Source organism: Actinomadura sp. ATCC 39365 (assembly GCF_054392275.1).
Window position 1 is genome coordinate 5186098 of the sequence record NZ_CP184335.1, and the last position, 17042, is coordinate 5203139.

Sequence of the window (17042 nt, forward strand, 5' to 3'; positions counted from 1 at the left end):
CGTGGCATTCGTGGAGACGAGCGTTGGTCACGGCGGGGGCGGCCGTGGTCGGCTTCGACCCGTCCACGCGCACGTGGGTCACCGACGCCGCCCGGTCTCAGGGGATGGTCGACCTGCCGCCGCTGAAGGGCAAGGTGGTGACCGATCCCGCCTCGCGCGGCCAGGCGGCCGACGATTTCGGGCACCTGGTCCATCGGACCCCAGGGGCCGTTCTGGAGCCCGGCGCAGTGTCGGACATCATGCTGATGATGAAGTACTGCCGCACGCACGACCTGCAGGTGGCCGCGCGCGGCCAGGGACACGCCACCTTCGGCCAGGGCCAGGTCGCGGGCGGCCTGATCATCGACATGAGCCCGCTCAACGCGATCGAGGTGCGGGAGGACACGGCCGTCGTGGAGGCGGGCGCGCTCTGGAGCGGCCTGGCGCAGGCGACCCTGGCCCACGGCCTGACCCCTCCGGTCTTCACCGACTACCTGGAGCTCTCGGTCGGCGGCACGCTCTCGGTGGGCGGTCTCGGCGGCCAGACCCACCACTACGGATCCCAGGCGGACGGCGTCGTGGAGCTGGAGGTCGTCACGGGGGAGGCCGCCCTGAGGAGGTGTTCCGCGCGGCTGCGCCCCGACCTCTTCCGCGCGGTGCTGGCGGGAAGAGGACAGTGCGGCATCATCACCAGGGCCACCGTGCGCCTGCTGCCCGCCCCCGCGACGGTCCGCCACTACCTGCTCACCTACCCGAGCGTCGCCGCGCTGACCGCCGACCAGCGGCGCGTGGTCGACGACGGCCGCTTCGCCTACGTGGAGGGAGAGCTCGAACTGCCGACCGGCTCCGCCGGCTGGAGTTACCAGCTCGAAGCGGTCGCCTTCTTCGACGGCACCACCCCGCCCGACGACGCCAGGCTGCTCGCCGGGCTGGGCGACCAGCCCGGCGACCGGCAGATCCAGGACATGTCCTACTTCGACTTCCTCAACCGGCTCGCCCCGGGCGTCGCCGAGCTGAAGTCCACGGGCGAGTGGTACCGCCCGCACCCGTGGTGGAACATGTTCCTGCCCGCGAGCCGCACCGACGCCTTCGTGGAGGCCGTCGTCAAGGACCTGACCGAGACCGAGGTCGGCGCCAGCGGCGTGCTCCTGCTCTATCCCTTCCCCCGCGACCGCCTGCACCTGCCCTTGCTGCGCGTGCCCGACGAGGAGACGGTCTTCCTCTTCACCCTGCTCAGAACCGCCTCGTACGGAGCCGAGGACCCGCAGGACATGGTGGCGGCCAACCGTTCCCTCTACCTGCGCGCCCAGGCCGTGGGGGGCTACCAGTACCCGGTCGGCTCCATACCCACCACGCCTGAGGAGTGGCGCACCCACTACGGCCCCGCGTGGGCTGCCTTCGAGGCGGCGCGTGAACGCTACGACCCCGACGGAATCCTCACCCCGGGCCAGGGCGTCTTCCCTCCGGGTCCGTGAAGCCCGCGTCCGGCCGTGGCGCTGGGCCTACGCGAAGGGGATGCCGTCGACGGTGCCGGATACGGATCGCTGAGTGGAGAACGCCGTCCAGGAGAGCGTCACCTTGTGGGTGCGTCGGCCGCCATCGGCCCGCCGCGGTTGGCCGCCACCGTGCCGTCGGCGTCCTTGGCGGGGAGGAAGGTGAAGGCCACGGAGATGCGGTCGGAGGAGGGGTTCTTCCGGTCAAGGGGGACCTCGATGTCGCCGTCGCAGCGTGTGGTCGCGGTCGCGCACTCATGCGGGCCGGTCGGAGGGGGCGAGGTGCCGAGTTTCCTCAGCACCGAGAAGGGGTGGGCGGTGGGAGCCTGCTCCTTGCCGTCCGCGACTGTGGGCTGATCTATGCCCCGAGGAGGTCAGCCGGCTTCGGTGGAATCGAGATGACGGGCGTCGCCGAGGCTGACGACCGTGCGGTTGTGGAAGAAGTCGTCTTCGCGCAGCGTGGTGATGCTGCCCGATGGCACCCGGAAGCTGGCGTAGCCGACCGCCGCGATCGGCATCTTGATCCAGGACGTCACGACGCATGTCAGGGAGCCGCCGTGGGTCACGATGATCTGGTGTTCGCAGGGACGCTGCAAGATCTCGTCCATCGCCGCGTAGACGCGCTGCGCCAACGCCGCCTTGGTCTCGGCGCCCTCCACGCCCTCGTCGTGCTCCAACCGCTCCCCGACAGCCGGCGGCGGAACGAACCGCCGGTCCAGCCACTCCTGTGGCCTTCCCCCTGCCTCTCCGTAGGATTTCTCCCGCAGTCTGCGGTCCAGGACGGGTTTCACGCCGAACACTTCGGCGACCTTCTCGGCCGTCTGCCGGGTGCGCCGCAGATCCGAGGAGAACAGCTCCACGTCGGCGCCGTCCGGGATCCGGGCCCGCAGCGCCTGGGCGATGGAGGCCGCCGCGCGGAGGCCGGCCGGCGTCAGCTGTGAATCATGCCAGCCACCGACCACCCTCTCGACGTGGTGCGTCGCCTCGGGATGGGTGACGGCGTAGATGGTGCGCATGTGTGAAGTCTTCCTGTTCGGGGGCTGTTCCTGAGTGATCTTAAGAGTTGTTCACGAGGGCAGCAGGGGGTCGAGGTTCCCCGGCATGCCCTGCCTTCTTGGCGTGCCGAGGGCAGGGGCTGGCACACATCACCCCGGGACCCTTGAAACGATCGTCGACACGTTGTGGAGTCTGAAACAGACAGGAGGCATGCGTGACTCCCACAGCCGTGATTCTCGACAGCAGCGGACACCGCATCCATGAGCAGGCCGACTCCTTACGCGCCGCCGGACCGGCCGTGCCCGTCCAGCTGCCCGGCGACCTCACCGCCTGGTCGGTGACCGACGGGGATGTCGTCAAGCACCTGCTGACGAACCCCCACGTCTCCAAGGACGCGCGCAAGTCCTGGCCCGGCTACCGCCCCTACGCGATCGGCTGGCTCACCGCCTGGGTCGACGTGCGGAGCATGTTCACCGCCGACGACCCCGACCACCAGCGGTTGAGGAACCTGGTCGGCAAGGCGTTCACACCCCGCCGCGTGGAGGCGATGCAGCAGCCGATCACCGCCATCGTCACCACGTTGCTGGACGACCTGAGCACCGCTGCCCCGGGAGACGTGCTGGACCTGCGAGCACGCTACTCCTACAAGATCCCCACCCAGGTCATCTGCGACCTGTTCGGGGTGCCGCTGGATCAGCGGCCCGCCATGCTGGCCGCCATCGACGCCGTGCTGGACACCAGCCTGTCAGCCGAGCAGGCGATCCGCGTCCAGCAGGAAATGATCGCCTCGATGCACCGCCTCGTCGAGGCCAAGCGAGCTCAGCCCGGCGACGACCTGACCAGCCGGCTGATCGCCGCCAGGGACAGCGGACTCGACCAGCTCAGCGACGACGAGCTCGTCAGCACGCTGCTCCTGATGATCGGCGCGGGCAGCGAGACCACGGTGTCCCTGCTCGACCACGCCGTCATCGCGATGCTCAGCCACCCCGAGCAGCTCGCCGTCGTCCGCCGCGATCCCGCACGCTGGGACGACGTCATCGAGGAGAGTCTGCGTCTGCACCCGCCCGTCATGCATCTGCCGATGCGCTACGCCACCGCGGACATCCCCTTGGACGGGCAGACCACCATCCGGGCCGGAGACCTCATCCTCATCTGCTTCGGCGCTCACGGGCGTGACCCTGCCGTCAATGCCGAGCCTGACCGCTTCGACATCGACCGGCGCGACCGGGCGCACCTGGCCTTCGGCCACGGCATGCACTATTGCCTGGGCGCGCCGCTGGCCCGGCTGGAGGCGCGCATCGCGCTGCCCGCACTGTTCGACCGTTTTCCCGATCTGCGGCTGGCCGCCGGCCCGGCGGATCTCCAGCCGATCCCCTCCTTCATCGGCACCGACGTGCTGCGACTGCCCGTGACGCGTGGCACCTAGTGTCGTGCGCAGACGGCGCGCGTCGTGAACTCTGAACGCGCCCGCCGCACCGGCGACAACCGTCGCGCAGCCGGCGAGCCGGACTCGGGACGGACCGGCGAGTTGCCTGCCCTGTCCGTTCGGCGTGGCGGGCGTGCGCCGACCGGTCGCACCTGTACGGTGCGAAGCCTCCTCTCGGTCAAGGAGCAGACTGTGCCGGTGTCCATCGCTCATCCCGTCTCGGCGGTCGGTCACCAGGAGCTGCGCCGTCGGTCAGGCGCGGGAGTGACCTGTGGCGATCACTGACGCGGACATATCGAGCGCCGTCCGGGACCACCTCTCGCGCTTCCCGGGCGAGGCCGCGCTGCTGTCCGAGCCGCTCCGCCTGCTGTCCGAGGGCCGGGATTTCGCCTCGCGGCGGAATTTCGTGATGCATGTGACCGCCGGCGCGCTGCTGGTCCGCGACGGCACCGAGGTCCTGCTTGTCGAGCACCGCGCCTACGGGATCCTGTTGCAGCCCGGCGGCCATCTGGAGGCGGCCGACGCCTCGCTGATCGACGCAGCGGTGCGCGAGCTGGCGGAGGAGACCGGGATCGACCCCGCGCAGGTCATGCCGGCGTCGCAGAGCCCCGTCTACATCGAGTACGCCCGCGTTCCGGCCCGACCGCAGAAGGGCGAGCCGGCGCACCATCACCTCGACATCGGGTACGCGTTCGTGACGCACGCGGACATGGGGCCGATCCAGAAGTCCGAGGTGACGGATGCGGGCTGGTATCCGCTCGACGAGGCCGAACGCCTGGTCGGCTCGCGCATCGCGCGAGCCGTACCGGCCCGCGGTTAGAACCCGTCAACCGCGTCCGGCCGGCTGCGGCGTCCCTCAGTCGAAGGACGGTCTGACGCTCCGCCCCCGGCTCCGCTTGAGCTCGAAGAAGTCCTCCGTCCCGGCGACCAGGACCAGGCCGTCCCAGAGCCGGCCGGCTGCTTCGCCACGGGGCGCCTGCCTGATCACCGGGCCGAACAGGGCCATGCCGCCGATGCGCAGAACGGGAGTCCCGACATCGAGCCCCACCTCGTTGAAGGCCTCATCGTGGGAGTCCCTGATGAGCTGGTCGAACTCCTCGCTGTCGGCGGCCGCCGCCAACGCGGCGGGCAGGCCCAGCTCTGTGAGGGCTTCGGGCACGACTGTGGGGTCATCGCGACGTTTCTGGTTGTGGAACCGGGTGCCGATGGCGGTGTACAGCGGGCCGAGGACTTCACGGCCGGCGTGCTCGGCGGCGGCCGCGCAGACCCGGACCGGCCCCCAGGCCTTCTCCATCTGGTTCCGGTAGTCCTCGCTCATCCCCTCACCCCCACGCTGGACGAGGTTCAGGTGGGCCAGCGACATGAGCCGCCAGTCGGCGTGCACCGGCCGGACCTTCTCGACCTCCAGCAGCCAGCGTGAGGTGACCCACGCCCATGGGCACAGCGGATCGAACCAGAACGGGACCTCGACGAGCTCCGACTCTTTCGTGATCGTCATGATGCCTTCCTTCCTCTCGGACCGATCTCGCAGAGGGCGAAGTGCGCCGGCAACGTGTCGAGTAGGTGGCGGGGCAGGCTGAGGATGAGGTGCTCGGCCATCGGGATGGTGTCCAGAAGGTCGATGCGGGCCGGCGTTCGCCCTGGTTGTATATCACGCCGGCTTCGGTCACGGCGTGCTGAGCCGCCGGCAAGTACTGCCGGCGGCTGTTCCCGACCACCGACACACCCCGATGGACCGTCCGCCCAGGTTCCACCGCCGCTTGAGGCTTTCCGCCCGCCCTTCCGGCGCTTCCGGGCGGAAGTCTCCGGGGCTGGTTCAACGACAGCCTTGACGTATGAGCGCTGCGGACCACGACGGTTCCCGCCGGGCGGCCGTCATCGCCCCTGCGCGGACCACACGACCGAGGTGAGGAGAGATCATGACCGATGCCCTGCCGGATCCGGTGACGTTCCCGATGCCCCGCGCGGCGGCCCGCCCGTTCGACCCGGCGCCCGAGCTGACCCGCCGCAGCGCGGAAGCGCCCGTCTCACGCGTCCGTCTGTGGGACGGCACCACTCCCTGGCTGGTCACCCGCTACGACGACGTCCGCGCGGTGCTCGCCGATCCGCGCGTCAGCGTCGACGTGGCCGAGCCCGGCTTCCCGCACACCAACGCGGTGAGCAAGGCACGCGACGCGCGGATGAAGACGCTGATGCAGATGGACGCCCCCGAGCACACCGCACACCGGCGCCTGCTGACCGCCGACTTCATGATCAGGAAGATGGAGGCGCTGCGGCCCAGGATCCAGCGGATCGTCGACGACCTCATCGACGACCTGCTCGCCGGTCCCAATCCGGCCGACCTGGTGCGGGCGGTCGCGCTGCCGGTCCCCTCGCTGGTGATCTGCGAACTGCTCGGCGTGCCCTACGCGGACCGGGCCTTCTTCCAGCGGGCGGCGGCCGAGCTCGTCATGGACGAAGGCGACCCCGCGCGGGCCCTGGCCGCCGCCGAGGAGCTGAACGACTACCTGGAGGCGCTGGTGCAGGCGAAGAGCGACGAGCCGGGTGACGACGTCCTCAGCAGGCTGGCCGTGGAGCAGTACCGGACGGGCGCGATGACCCTGACCGAGATCTCCACGATGGGCCAGCTCCTGCTGGTGGCCGGGCACGACACCACCGCCAACATGATCGCGCTCGGCACGGCCGCGCTGCTGGCGCACCCCGACCAGCTCGCGGCGGTGCGCGACGGCGACCCGGCGCTGGTGGCCAACGCCGTCGAGGAACTCCTGCGCTACCTGTCCATCACCCACACCGAGGCCCGCCGCGTCGCCCGCGAGGACCTGGAGGTCGGCGGCACGATGATCCGCGCGGGCGAGGGCATCGTCGTCGTGAAGAGCACCGCCAACCGGGATCCGTCGGCCTTCCCGGACCCCGGCGTCCTCGACGTCCGCCGCGAGGTGCGCCACCACGTCGCCTTCGGGTTCGGCGCCCACCAGTGCCTGGGGCAGTCGCTGGCCCGGGTGGAGCTGCAGGTCGTCCACGGCACGCTCCACCGGCGCGTCCCCACGCTGGCGGCGGCCGTGCCGCCGGCGGAGCTGGCGTTCAAACAGCAGGCCGTCTTCTACGGCGTCCGCGAACTGCCCGTCACCTGGTGATCGAGCGAAGGAGTCAAGCACATGAAGGTCACCGTGGATCAGGACGCCTGCACCGGCTCGGGGCAGTGTGTCCTCCTCTGTCCCGACGTGTTCGATCAGCGCGACGAGGACGGCATCGTCGTCCTGCTGCGGGACAGCCCGGAACCGGGGCTGCGCGAGGGCGTCGGCGAGGCCGCCCGGATCTGCCCGGCCCGCGCGATCACGCTCAGCGCGTCGTGAGCCGGCCCTCCCGGATCGTGGTCGTGGGCGCCTCGGCGGCGGGCCTGACCGCCGCCGAGGCCCTGCGCCGCGACGGATTCACCGGCTCGCTGACCCTGGTCGGCGCCGAGCGGCGGGAGCCCTACGACCGGCCGCCGCTGTCCAAGCAGATCCTGCTCGGCAGGTGGGCGCCCGACCGCGTGACGCTGCGCCGCCATGAGGGCCGTGTCGCGCTGGGGGCCGACTGGCGGCTTGGCGTCGCCGCCACCGCCCTCGACACCGGCGCGCGCGAACTCGCCCTGTCCGACGGCGGCGTCCTGCCCTACGACGGGCTGGTGATCGCCACCGGCGTCGTCCCGCGCCGGCTGCCGTCAGGGCACGAACTCGGCGGCGTGCACGTGCTGCGCACCCTCGACGACGCCCTCGCCCTGCGGGAGGGCTGCGCGCCGCCCGGTCGGTGGTCGTCGTCGGCGCGGGCTTCCTCGGTACGGAGGTCGCCGCCGTCGCCCGGCAGCTCGGCCTGGACGTCACCCTGGTCGATCCGCGCCCCGCGCCGCTGATCGACCGGCTCGGCGACCGGGTGGCGCGGCTGCTGGCCGGCCTGCACGCCGGGCACGGCGTCCAGCTGCGTCCCGGCACCCTGGTCACCGGCCTGACCGGCCACGACGGCCAGGTGACCGGGGTCGATCTGGACGGCGGCGCGCACGTCCCGGCCGACCTGGTGCTCGTGGCCGTCGGCTCGGCCCCGGCGACCGGCTGGCTGACCGGCAGCGGCCTGGACGTGGAGGACGGCGTCAAGTGCGACCACCGGTGCCGGGCCGCTCCCGGCGTGGTCGCCGCCGGCGACGTGGCCTCCTGGTGGCACCCCCGCTTCGGCCGCCTGCGCGTCGAACACCGGCTGAACGCCACCGAGCAGGGCACGGCCGCAGCCCGGACGCTCCTCGGCGGCGAGACCCCCTTCGCCCCCGTGCCCTACTTCTGGACCGACCAGTACGACGTGAAGATCCAGGTCCACGGCGTCACAGGCGGCGACGCCCGGTTCCGGGTCGTCGCCGGGGACCCCGCCACCGGCCGGTTCGCCGGCCTGTACGGCAGGGACGGCCACGTCATCGGCGCCATGACCTGGAACCTGCCCCGGCAGGCACGGGAGCTCCGCCGTCACGTCGCCGAGCGGACCCCGTGGCGCCAGGCCCCGGCGGCGCGGGCGCACTCGCGGACGTCTCCGGCCCAGGCTCAGAACCGGTAGCGGAGAACGCGTGCCCCTTGCCGGGACAAGGTCGTGCTGCGGGCGGTGAGACGGGTCAGCGCCCTTAGGGGTTGCGGGAATCGGGCCACTTCCGGAGCGCGGGTGAGGATCTGCTCCTCGATCAGTTCGAGGCCGGCGTGCCACGACTCGGGTTCGTGCGCGTCGTCGAAGCCCTGGGCGGCCTTGATGCCGAGTGCCTTGATGGTCGGGTGGTACTTCATGGCCCGGGCGGCGAAGCGGGTGTAGCCGTTGAGCGCGAGCTCGCCCGAGGGGAAATGGCCGGTCAGCGCGCGGGTCATCGCCTGGAAGGAGTCGCCGGGCATGAAGGGGAGCAGCCCCTCGGCGACGATCATCGCCGGCCGGTCGCCGGGGATGGCCGAGAGCCAGTCGGAGCCGGTGAGGTCGGCTCCGACCAGGTGGGAACGGCCGGGCAGGCGTTCGGACCGCAGGTTCACCACTTCGGGGAAGTCGACGTCGTACCAGTCGACGCCCGGCGGCGGATCACAACGGGACATCCTGGTGTCCAGCCCGCAGCCCAGGTCGAGCACCACGCATCCGGGGTGTGCGCCGACGTAGGCGCGGACGACGTCGTCGAGCTTCCTGGCGCGCAGTGCCGTGGTGAGGACGAGGCCGGGCTTGACCTTCAGCCTGCCGAAGTCGTAGTCGATGGTGCCGGCCAGGTCGGCGGAGAGCGTGTCGCCGAGGATCGGATGGGAGAGCCCGGCGTCCAGGGCCCTGGCGTGGAGAGTGAGCAGCAGCGTTTCCTGGATCAGCCCCAGCTCGGGTTTCCAGCGGTGCATGGAGATTCCTCAATGGCGTAGCGGATGGTGGGCCGCGAGGTTCTGCAGCCATGTCAGGGAGTCGTGGGCGGCCTTGATGCGCTCGGTGCGCTGCCCCTCGCCGCCCGCGAGGTCGAGCCCTTCGTCGGCGATCTCGCCGAACGCGCTCAGGCTGTCGAGCTTGCGCTGGATGACCTTCTGCCAGGCGTCGTCCTCGATGCGGTAGTAGGAGGTGCGATCCCCGGGCCTTCTCACCTTCTTGACCAGGTCGATGGCGGTGAGAAAGCGCATGTTCGAGGTGAGCGAGGCCCGGCTGGCCTGGATGGCCTCGGCGATCTGGCCGGCGGACTGCTCGGCCGGGTCGCAGATCATGAGCCAGCCGAGGATGCGTCCGGTGATGGGCGGCAGCCCCCACTCCTCGACGCAGAAGGCGGACACCCGCTCCACCCATCGAAGCAGCCGGTCCTGCTGTTCCTCAGCGCTCATCGTCGCGTCCTCCCTTGGTGATCGTGTGCCGGTTCACTGTGTCATGGCGGCCACCGACTCATAGGTGGGCGCCGGGGTGCGGCCCGCGAGCGGGGTCCTGCGCAGGTAGAGGTCGAACCAGTCGATGGCGAGCGCCATCGCCTCCCGCAGGCCGGGCCCGGTGTAGAGGCCGAGCACGTCGTACGGCAGCACCGCGAGCCGCTTGGGCTCGCCCGCCTTGGCGAAGGCGCTCTGCACCTCTTCGAGCATGTGGTACGGGTCCCACCCGCCGTTGGCGATCATCAGCAGCGGCGTCGGCGCGAGCCGGTGGATGAGGTTCTCCGGGGCGAAGGTGAGCAGGTGCTCGGCCGAGTCGAGGGTCTTCTCGTTGCGGTAGGCGGGAAACAGGCGGGTCGAGATGTCCGGAGCGTCCTTCACGCTGTCGCCCTCCAGCGTCAGGTGCGGCACGCGAGCGCTCGGCTCGCCTTCGTGGCGCCGCTGCCAGTCCTGCTGCAGCCGGTCGCGCAGCGCGTGAACGCCGGCGCGGCCCAGGAGGCGTTCGGTGTACCGCCATCCGTCCCACACGCTGGGGCTCTGCACCACGACGCACTTGATGCGCCGATCGAGCACGGCGGCCTGGGCCGCCACCGAGCCGCCGATGCTCACCCCCCACACCCCGATCCGCTCCGGCTGCACCTCGGGACGGGTCCGCAGGTAGGACACGGCGCTGCGGAAGTCCTCCACCTGCCGCTCCGGGTGATCCAGGCCGCGCAGCTCGCCCTCGCTGGAACCGACCGTGCGGTAGTCGATGGCCAGCACCGCGAAGCCGGCCTCGACGAAGTGCGGCGCGAAGAACGCCAGCGCCTCCTTGACCATCACCCCGCTGTGCCCGAGCACCAGCCCGGGGACCGGGTCACTCGTCTCTGGCAGGTAGAGATCGCCCGCGCAGCGGGTGCCGAGGCTGTTGAAGGTCACGTGTTCCATGGCTCGCTCCCTAGTAGCGGCTAGTTATTTCAATCATGACTGAAATAACTAGCAACTTCAACGCATTCGGCGTCATCGACGTGTGTGGCCGTCGTCCGCGGCTGACGTCGCGCGGGTCAGGGCCTCGTGCCGCCAGGCCAGTGTGGTGGCGCCGAGGCGCTTCACCTCAGGCAAGGACATGGACTGCGCCTCGCGCACCAGCGTCTTGAGGTGGCCGGCGAGGATCGCGCCGAAGCCGCCGCCCGCGGGCCTCGCTTGGGCCATGAGCGCGTCGACCTTGCCGGACGGCAGGGGCAGCTCGGATGTGGGCAGATGCACGATGATCGCCCGCGCCGGCCCCGGCCCGTCGGTGTCTCCCCAAGGAACCGGACGTCGGCGAAGTGGCCGCCGTCTCCGAGCGGGGGACTCCAGGACAATGACTACATGGGGTCGGGGACGACGGTCACGGCTCAGAACGCGCTCGTGAACTACCTCCTGCTGGACTGCTCCTGACCTTTCCGCCTGGGCTCTCCTGGCCCGCCGGAATGGGGCAACGGGCCAGGCTGCGGCACCGACCGCTGATACGCTCTCAGACATGATCGAGAAGTTCATCCGTCTTCGTAACAGCTGAAGTGGTCTGCCCGCCGGTCGTTCAGCGACCAGCGCAGTTCGATCCCGCAGACAGGTGCTGGGGCACAAGCCGCGCACCACATGGGTTACGCCCGCAGCCGATCGCCGGCTTCATTCTCACGGCTTGATCTGCCGCGTTCTCACCCGGCAGCCGCACGTCGTTCCCCGCGACGCGGGCATGTTCGCCATGCCTTCGAACGAAACGGACTGTTCTTCATGCGATCCAACTCCAACCACTCGTCGTCGCCCACGTTCGTGCTGGTCCACGGCTCCGGCAGCAGCTCTTTCATGTGGGCTCCCGTCCAGCGCGAGCTGGCGTTGCTCGGCCACCGCAGCTACGCCGTCGATCTGCCGGGCCATGGCCTCGACGCGCAGTACCCGCTCGCCTACCAGGCGCCCCAGGACCTCGAGGCGTGGGCGGCCGAGCCGTCCACGCTGGCCGACGTCACCCTCCAGGACAACGTGGACGCGGTCGTCGACGTGGTCCGGCGCGTGGCCGAGCACGGGCCCGTGGTGCTGGTGGCGGCCAGCCTCGGCGGCCTGACCATCAGCGGTGTGGGCAACGCCATCCCTGACCTGGTGGATCGGCTCGTCTACATCTCCGCCTGGTCGTGCGTGGTGCGCGCCAACCCGATCGAGTACATGCAGGAGCCCGAGTTCGCCGGCAACCTGACGGGGCCGCTGGCCGCGTTCAACGTCGGCGATCCCGCCCGGCTCGGCGTCGGCCGGGCCAATTACCGCACCGCGGACGCGGAACTGCTCGACGCGCTCAAGGCCGCCACCATGGCGGACGTCAGCGACGAGCAGTTCCGTGCCTTCCTCAACATCCTGCAGCCGGACGAGTCGATCGCGGTGATGACGGCCGACGCCCGCGTCGACGCCGCCACCTGGGGCACCATCGCCCGCACCTACATCCGCCTGGCCGGCGACCGATCCCTGCCGGTGGCCATGCAGGACAGGCTGATCGCCGAAGCGGACGCCCTGACACCCGGCAACCCGTACGACGTGCACACGCTGGACACGTCACATGTGGGGTTCCTGTTCAGGGCCGATGAGGTCGCCGCCATCCTGGACAAGGCCGCGATCTAGCAAAAGGCCGGGGACGGCCGGCCGTCCCCTTCGCCTTCGAGCTCTGCCACTCCCGCAGAGGTGGCTGCGCCTCAGCCGGGACGGCGGACATGGTGGTGCGGGGGGCGGTCGCGCGGCCTCAGCGGTCAGTGGCCTCGGCAGGCATGTTCTTGATCTGGCGGAGAACCTGGTCGCTGACGGCGAGTGATGCGCAGCGCTCGTAGGTCAGGCGGCGTACCGGGCGGCGAGTGCTCGTCCGGCCTCGCCTGCCGCCTCCTCGGCGGTCTTGTGCATGATCGCCGCCATCTCGGTGAACTCGTCCAGGGCGGGGTTCACGCCGACGAGCGTGAACTCGCGCTCGACCACCGTGAGGTCGGCGCCCCAGATGTCGACGAGGATCCGGCGCAGGTAGTCGATGTTGTGGTCCCAGCCCGCGCGCGGGGTGCCGGGGCCGTAGGCGCCGCCGCGAGTGGTGACCAGGACGGTCGGCGTGCTCTCGAGCAGGCGGACGCCCTGAGGCGCCCCGGCGATCGCGAGGTCGATCCAGGTCTTCGCGTGCTGCGAGACGCCGAAGTTGTAGAGCGGCATCGCGAGCACGGCGCTCGTCGCCTGCTGGAGCTCAGCGGCGAGCCGCTCCGCTGTGGCGAGTGCCTCGCGCTGCGCGGCGGTGCGGCCCTCCTCCGGGATGTGACGGCTGGAGATCGCGGCCTCCCAGACGTGTGCCGGCAGCGGCTCCTGACCGAGGTGACGCCGTACCACCGGCACCCCAGGGCGGGCCGCCACGAGCTCGTCGAGGACGAGGTCGGCGAGTGCGCTGCTGGCGGAGCGGTCGCCTTGGATGGTGGCGTCGACACGGAGCACGGACATGGGGATCTCCCTGACGGGTGAGTGCTAGTTGAATGTTCAAGTTGACAGTATGTCGAACCACTTGAATATTCAAATCGCCTGGTAGAGTTGATCTGTGAGCACCGAGCCCCCCCGTGAAACCGCCTCCGAGCACCACGCGCCATGGCTGTCGCCCGAGCAGCAGCGCGACTGGCGTGCGCTGGTCGCGCTGATCATGACCCTGCCGCCCGCACTGGACGCCCAGCTCAAGCGCGACGCCGGCGTCAACAGCTTCGAGTACCACGTGCTCGCGGCTCTCTCCGAGGCGCCCAACCGCACGCTGGTGCTCAGCAACCTGGCCGCATTGGCGCAGGGGTCGCTCTCGCGGATCTCCCATGCGGTCACCCGGCTCGAGCGGGCTGGCTGGGTCGAGCGGCACAGCTTGCCCAACCGCGGTGGCCGCCACACGGAGGCACGGCTCACCGACGCCGGCTTCGCCAAGATCGAGGAGATCGCCCCTGGTCACGTCCGAGAGGCGCGTCGACTCGTGGTCGACGCGCTGACGCCCGAGCAGCTCGCCGCACTCGGCGACGCCGCCCGGGCGATCACCGCCGTCACCATGGCGGAGGCGCCCGAGACATGCCCGGAGAGCGGTGACTGCTGATCCGGCAGGCGCGGGGGACCGCCGCGCAGCATCGAGATCCCACCGAGCAGCGCGCCGAAGTGCGGATCGGGTCTCCGGAGCACGGGCGAGCCGGTCCGGCTGCTGCTGTGGTCGATCAGGGCTGCCGGCGGGTGATGTTGACCATCCAGGTGATCCCGAACTGGTCCACGAGCGAGCCGGCCTCGTCCCCCCATGACTGCTTGTCCAGGGGCAACGTCACAGTGCCGCCGACGGACAGTCTCTCGAAGTAGCCGCGGAGCCGGGCGTCGTCGCCGCCGAGGAAGACCGCGACGTTGTCGCCCGGGGTGTGGGGCATCTCTTCCCGGACGTCCCAACCCATCAGCGTGTAGCCGTCCGGGGTGCGGAGCGTGGCGTGCATGATTTTGTCGGCGGGTGCGTCCGGCGAGCCGAACTCGGCGTACGTGCCCATCTCCAGCTCGCCGCCCAAGACGTCGCGGTAGAACTCCATCGCCTGTCGCGCGTTCCCGTCGAAAGCGAGGCACGGGTTGAGCTGGGATCCCATCTGATGCTCCTCGGTGTGAGTGAACGGCGAACGGCCAGCACTGCGGCAACGGTCACCGATGGTTGTCCGAACCTGGCAGCGTTCGACCGCCGAGGTTCGGGCCCCGCGGGAACCGCTCGCGCGCCTGGACCCGCTGCGTCAAGCCTCCCAACGAATCACGACATCCTGCGTCGTGTATTGCCGTGGAGCTGTCCCCGGTTGCTTCCGGTGGTTCTACTGCGGCGGCAGCGCAGCCGGCCGGTCGACGCTGTGTCGGGCGCTGGAGAACGACGACCTGTCGGGCCCTATGGGCAGACCGCCGGCGCATGCAAGCGGCCCCCGGAGCGGTTCTCCAGGGGCCGCGAGGACAGACGACGTCGCAGGTCATGGCCCTGACACAGGCCGGTCGCCTACGGGGTCAGGCCGGCGGCCTGGAACGCGGCTTCGGCTTCGTTGCGCTGGTTGAGCGCGCCGTAGTAGTTGGGGTGGACGAAGGTGCAGGCCTCACCCTTGGGGAGCAGCGCGGGTACCTGGTCGCGGGCCGCGCACTGGTACTGCGCCGGGTCGGCCGGCTTGTCCACTCCGGGCGGCATGACCAGATTCGAGAAGACGCCGTACATCCAGCGGTCAGTGCCATGGGCGCACACGCCGTGCCCTTCACTCGAGGTGTAGGTGTCGACATACGTGGCCTGATTCTCGCCGGCCGCGTCTGAGATCTTCTGGTTCAGCTGCTGCTGCAGGGAGTCGAGGTACGGTGCGTCGTTGTGCAGCCGGATCGTGCCGAGCTGATGGAAGTTGCCGTAGGAGCAGCCGAACGCGGAAGGCACGATGGCGGGGTAGCCGAGCAGGAACACCTTCGCCTCAGGCGCCCTGGAGTGGATGTCCGCCAGAAGGGCCTGCAGGCTGTCCTCGACGATCTGCCAGCGCTCGTTGAGCCAGTGCTGCCCTTCCTCGGACTCGTAGTAGGTCTTGCAGTACTTGACGGGCAGGGTCTGCTCGGCTCCGATGGCCAGGCAGTTGTTCAGGATCTCCCCGAAGCCGAAGTCGTTGCCGCCGATGCCGACAGTGACGACGTCGGTGCCGGCGTCGAGCGCGTCGATCTGCGGCGGCTTGGTGGTCCAGCCGCCGTGGTCCTTGCCGTTGGCGGGTGGGCCGAAGAGCACGCCCGCCGGCTGGGGCCCGAGAACCCCTCGCGCGACCGTGGCCCCACCGCACGTCACGTCCGTCCTGTTCACCCAGCCGGGGTGCGCCGCGTTGAGGTCCCGGGCCAGCATCGCCTCCCAGCTGTACCCGGAACGGCCACACCCGTCGCTGTCGGCGGGAGCGTCCCAGGGCGGGACCATCACATCCGCGCTGTAGGAGTCTCCTAGCGCTACCCAGTTCAGTGGTTGTGCGGCTCGGCTGCGCTCGGCGCTGGCCGGGGCGGCGGTCGCGGTGATCGGCAGTGCCGAGGCGAGGATCGCCGCGGCCAGGGCCATAGTGCGCAGGGTACGTGTCATGCGTACGTCCTTCCGGGGGAAAGGGGGACTGGTACGTGCCATCCCGTCACGCACTGTAGTTGTATGACTACTGACTGCGATGTGACGTGGAGGTAAGACCGCCCTCACGCGGACGAGCAGGGGTGGCAGGGGGAGTGCGCAGCCGCAGTACTCGGCTGGTCAGGTACCAACAGGTCGCGGTGAAGGCCGGCTCGGCCCCGATGGCGATGGGGGAGGTGTGCGCCCAGATCGCCAACTGTGTCGATGTTTCTCGGCTCCGGTTGAGAGGGGGCGCTCATAATCGGCATATCGGAAAATTCCTTTTTGCTGATAAATGAGCCCGCCTCTTGTCGGTCTTTCTTTGCCATTGCCTAGCCTGTTCGTGCGTGATGAAATTATGATTCGATTTACCCATTCCGGCCGGGATGTTAGGCGGCAGAATTGCGACATGGATAGACATGTCCTTTTCGGCGGCTGCAGGACCGACATTTCGCACAATCGACGGAGGAAGATCGCCATGTTCAAGAAACTGCTGCGTTTCCTTCCCGCCGGCCTCGCGGCCGGCTCGCTGCTGGCCACCGTGGCCCTGCCCGCACCGGCATCGGCGTCAGTCTCCCAGGCCGGAATGCGGCAGAACGTCGTCACCGTACTCGGCTACAACAGCACCGACTGGAAATACCTCCAGGTGCCGCCTGCGGCCAACGCCCCGCGTTTCTACGACCCGAACTTCGACGACAGTGACTGGTCGAGCGGACAAGAAGGCTTCGGCACCACCAACGGCATCTGCGCCTGGAACAATTCCACCAACGTCAAGACGTCCTGGGCGGTGAACACCGACATCCTGGTACGCCACTGGGTGCATATCCCGCGCGACGCACGACTGGTCCGCATCCAAGGAACGATCGACAACGATGCCCGGGTCTACTTCAACGGCCGCCTCGTCCAGAGCGTCAGGAGCGGTGGCTGTGCCGCGGGCGCGATCAACGTCGTCATCCCCGCCAGACACCTGGAGCGCTGCAACCTCCTGGCCATCCGCGGCCATGACTACGGCGTCGGAACGTACCTGAACGTCGAGGTCAGCTACGTGAGGGCGACCCCCTCCGCCTGAACGAGCACCGCCGCGAGCCCCCGGCCCCTTGAACCGCGAGAGGGCCGGGGGCTCTCGCCGGGACGGGGGTTTCCCGGCTTTCCGGACA

The 17042-nt window shown here is 70.0% G+C and carries 18 protein-coding genes and 1 pseudogene; 9 read left to right on the forward strand and 10 right to left on the reverse strand.

Annotated elements, in window-relative coordinates; translation table 11 throughout:
• The first annotated feature begins 23 nt into the window (after positions 1 to 23).
• Complete coding sequence (locus tag ACNF49_RS25515) at positions 24 to 1454, forward strand: FAD-binding protein (protein ID WP_498702993.1); 1431 nt, start codon at positions 24 to 26, stop codon at positions 1452 to 1454.
• A 98-nt stretch (positions 1455 to 1552) separates the two neighbouring features.
• On the opposite strand, the gene ACNF49_RS25520 is transcribed toward ACNF49_RS25515, so the two are convergent.
• Positions 1553 to 1774 (reverse strand): hypothetical protein, encoded by a 222-nt coding sequence (locus ACNF49_RS25520; RefSeq protein ID WP_482945234.1) that lies wholly within the window; start codon positions 1772 to 1774, stop codon positions 1553 to 1555.
• 72 nt (positions 1775 to 1846) lie between these two features.
• Positions 1847 to 2488: a histidine phosphatase family protein gene (locus ACNF49_RS25525; RefSeq protein ID WP_482945235.1), complete on the reverse strand. Its 642-nt coding sequence runs from the start codon at positions 2486 to 2488 to the stop codon at positions 1847 to 1849.
• A 194-nt stretch (positions 2489 to 2682) separates the two neighbouring features.
• Here ACNF49_RS25525 and ACNF49_RS25530 point away from each other — a divergent pair, with 194 nt between their 5' ends.
• Both ACNF49_RS25530 and ACNF49_RS25535 read left to right on the forward strand, forming a co-directional pair.
• Positions 2683 to 3894 carry a cytochrome P450 family protein gene (locus ACNF49_RS25530; protein ID WP_482945236.1) on the forward strand — a complete coding sequence of 404 codons (1212 nt, stop codon included), beginning with the start codon at positions 2683 to 2685 and terminating at the stop codon, positions 3892 to 3894.
• Positions 3895 to 4165: 271 nt separating this feature from the next.
• Positions 4166 to 4714 (forward strand): NUDIX hydrolase, encoded by a 549-nt coding sequence (locus tag ACNF49_RS25535; RefSeq protein ID WP_482945237.1) that lies wholly within the window; start codon positions 4166 to 4168, stop codon positions 4712 to 4714.
• 36 nt (positions 4715 to 4750) lie between these two features.
• Here ACNF49_RS25535 and ACNF49_RS25540 read toward each other — a convergent pair whose 3' ends face one another.
• The gene (locus ACNF49_RS25540; protein ID WP_357981935.1) at positions 4751 to 5392 is read right to left on the reverse strand and encodes a mycothiol-dependent nitroreductase Rv2466c family protein; all 642 of its coding nucleotides are present in this window, start codon (positions 5390 to 5392) and stop codon (positions 4751 to 4753) included.
• A gap of 421 nt (positions 5393 to 5813) precedes the next feature.
• Between ACNF49_RS25540 and ACNF49_RS25545 the strand changes: the two genes are divergently transcribed.
• The 3 genes and pseudogenes from ACNF49_RS25545 (at position 5814) to ACNF49_RS25555 (ending at position 8472) form a co-directional block, all read left to right on the forward strand.
• The gene (locus ACNF49_RS25545) at positions 5814 to 7028 is read left to right on the forward strand and encodes a cytochrome P450 (protein WP_482945238.1); all 1215 of its coding nucleotides are present in this window, start codon (positions 5814 to 5816) and stop codon (positions 7026 to 7028) included.
• 21 nt (positions 7029 to 7049) lie between these two features.
• Positions 7050 to 7247 (forward strand): ferredoxin, encoded by a 198-nt coding sequence (locus ACNF49_RS25550; protein ID WP_357981930.1) that lies wholly within the window; start codon positions 7050 to 7052, stop codon positions 7245 to 7247.
• A 23-nt stretch (positions 7248 to 7270) separates the two neighbouring features.
• Positions 7271 to 8472, forward strand: a pseudogene (locus ACNF49_RS25555) (NAD(P)/FAD-dependent oxidoreductase).
• On the opposite strand, the gene ACNF49_RS25560 reads toward ACNF49_RS25555, so the two are convergent.
• The 4 genes from ACNF49_RS25560 to ACNF49_RS25575 all read right to left on the reverse strand — a co-directional run bounded on the left by ACNF49_RS25560 (position 8460) and on the right by ACNF49_RS25575 (position 11018).
• On the reverse strand, positions 8460 to 9272 hold the full coding sequence (locus tag ACNF49_RS25560; protein WP_482945239.1) for a class I SAM-dependent methyltransferase: 813 nt from the start codon (positions 9270 to 9272) through the stop codon (positions 8460 to 8462). The pseudogene ACNF49_RS25555 and the gene ACNF49_RS25560 sit on opposite strands and share 13 nt — an antisense overlap.
• A gap of 9 nt (positions 9273 to 9281) precedes the next feature.
• The gene (locus tag ACNF49_RS25565) at positions 9282 to 9737 is read right to left on the reverse strand and encodes a GbsR/MarR family transcriptional regulator (protein WP_357981921.1); all 456 of its coding nucleotides are present in this window, start codon (positions 9735 to 9737) and stop codon (positions 9282 to 9284) included.
• Between the two features lie 33 nt (positions 9738 to 9770).
• The gene (locus ACNF49_RS25570) at positions 9771 to 10700 is read right to left on the reverse strand and encodes an alpha/beta hydrolase (protein ID WP_482945240.1); all 930 of its coding nucleotides are present in this window, start codon (positions 10698 to 10700) and stop codon (positions 9771 to 9773) included.
• Positions 10701 to 10772: 72 nt separating this feature from the next.
• Positions 10773 to 11018 (reverse strand): hypothetical protein, encoded by a 246-nt coding sequence (locus tag ACNF49_RS25575; RefSeq protein ID WP_482945241.1) that lies wholly within the window; start codon positions 11016 to 11018, stop codon positions 10773 to 10775.
• A 507-nt stretch (positions 11019 to 11525) separates the two neighbouring features.
• On the opposite strand from ACNF49_RS25575, the gene ACNF49_RS25580 reads away from it, so the two are divergent.
• Entirely contained in the window at positions 11526 to 12398 is an 873-nt protein-coding gene (locus ACNF49_RS25580; RefSeq protein ID WP_482945242.1) for an alpha/beta hydrolase, read from the forward strand.
• Between the two features lie 204 nt (positions 12399 to 12602).
• Here ACNF49_RS25580 and ACNF49_RS25585 read toward each other — a convergent pair whose 3' ends face one another.
• Positions 12603 to 13244 carry an FMN-dependent NADH-azoreductase gene (locus ACNF49_RS25585; protein ID WP_482945243.1) on the reverse strand — a complete coding sequence of 214 codons (642 nt, stop codon included), beginning with the start codon at positions 13242 to 13244 and terminating at the stop codon, positions 12603 to 12605.
• 94 nt (positions 13245 to 13338) lie between these two features.
• Between ACNF49_RS25585 and ACNF49_RS25590 the strand changes: the two genes are divergently transcribed.
• Positions 13339 to 13866 (forward strand): MarR family winged helix-turn-helix transcriptional regulator, encoded by a 528-nt coding sequence (locus ACNF49_RS25590; RefSeq protein ID WP_482945244.1) that lies wholly within the window; start codon positions 13339 to 13341, stop codon positions 13864 to 13866.
• A 115-nt stretch (positions 13867 to 13981) separates the two neighbouring features.
• Here the strand turns inward: ACNF49_RS25590 and ACNF49_RS25595 are convergent, their stop codons facing one another.
• Both ACNF49_RS25595 and ACNF49_RS25600 read right to left on the reverse strand, forming a co-directional pair.
• The gene (locus tag ACNF49_RS25595) at positions 13982 to 14389 is read right to left on the reverse strand and encodes a VOC family protein (protein WP_482945245.1); all 408 of its coding nucleotides are present in this window, start codon (positions 14387 to 14389) and stop codon (positions 13982 to 13984) included.
• A gap of 389 nt (positions 14390 to 14778) precedes the next feature.
• Positions 14779 to 15867 (reverse strand): SGNH/GDSL hydrolase family protein, encoded by a 1089-nt coding sequence (locus ACNF49_RS25600; protein ID WP_482945246.1) that lies wholly within the window; start codon positions 15865 to 15867, stop codon positions 14779 to 14781.
• A gap of 496 nt (positions 15868 to 16363) precedes the next feature.
• Here ACNF49_RS25600 and ACNF49_RS25605 point away from each other — a divergent pair, with 496 nt between their 5' ends.
• On the forward strand, positions 16364 to 16954 hold the full coding sequence (locus ACNF49_RS25605) for a hypothetical protein (protein WP_357981897.1): 591 nt from the start codon (positions 16364 to 16366) through the stop codon (positions 16952 to 16954).
• The last annotated feature ends 88 nt before the right edge of the window (positions 16955 to 17042 follow it).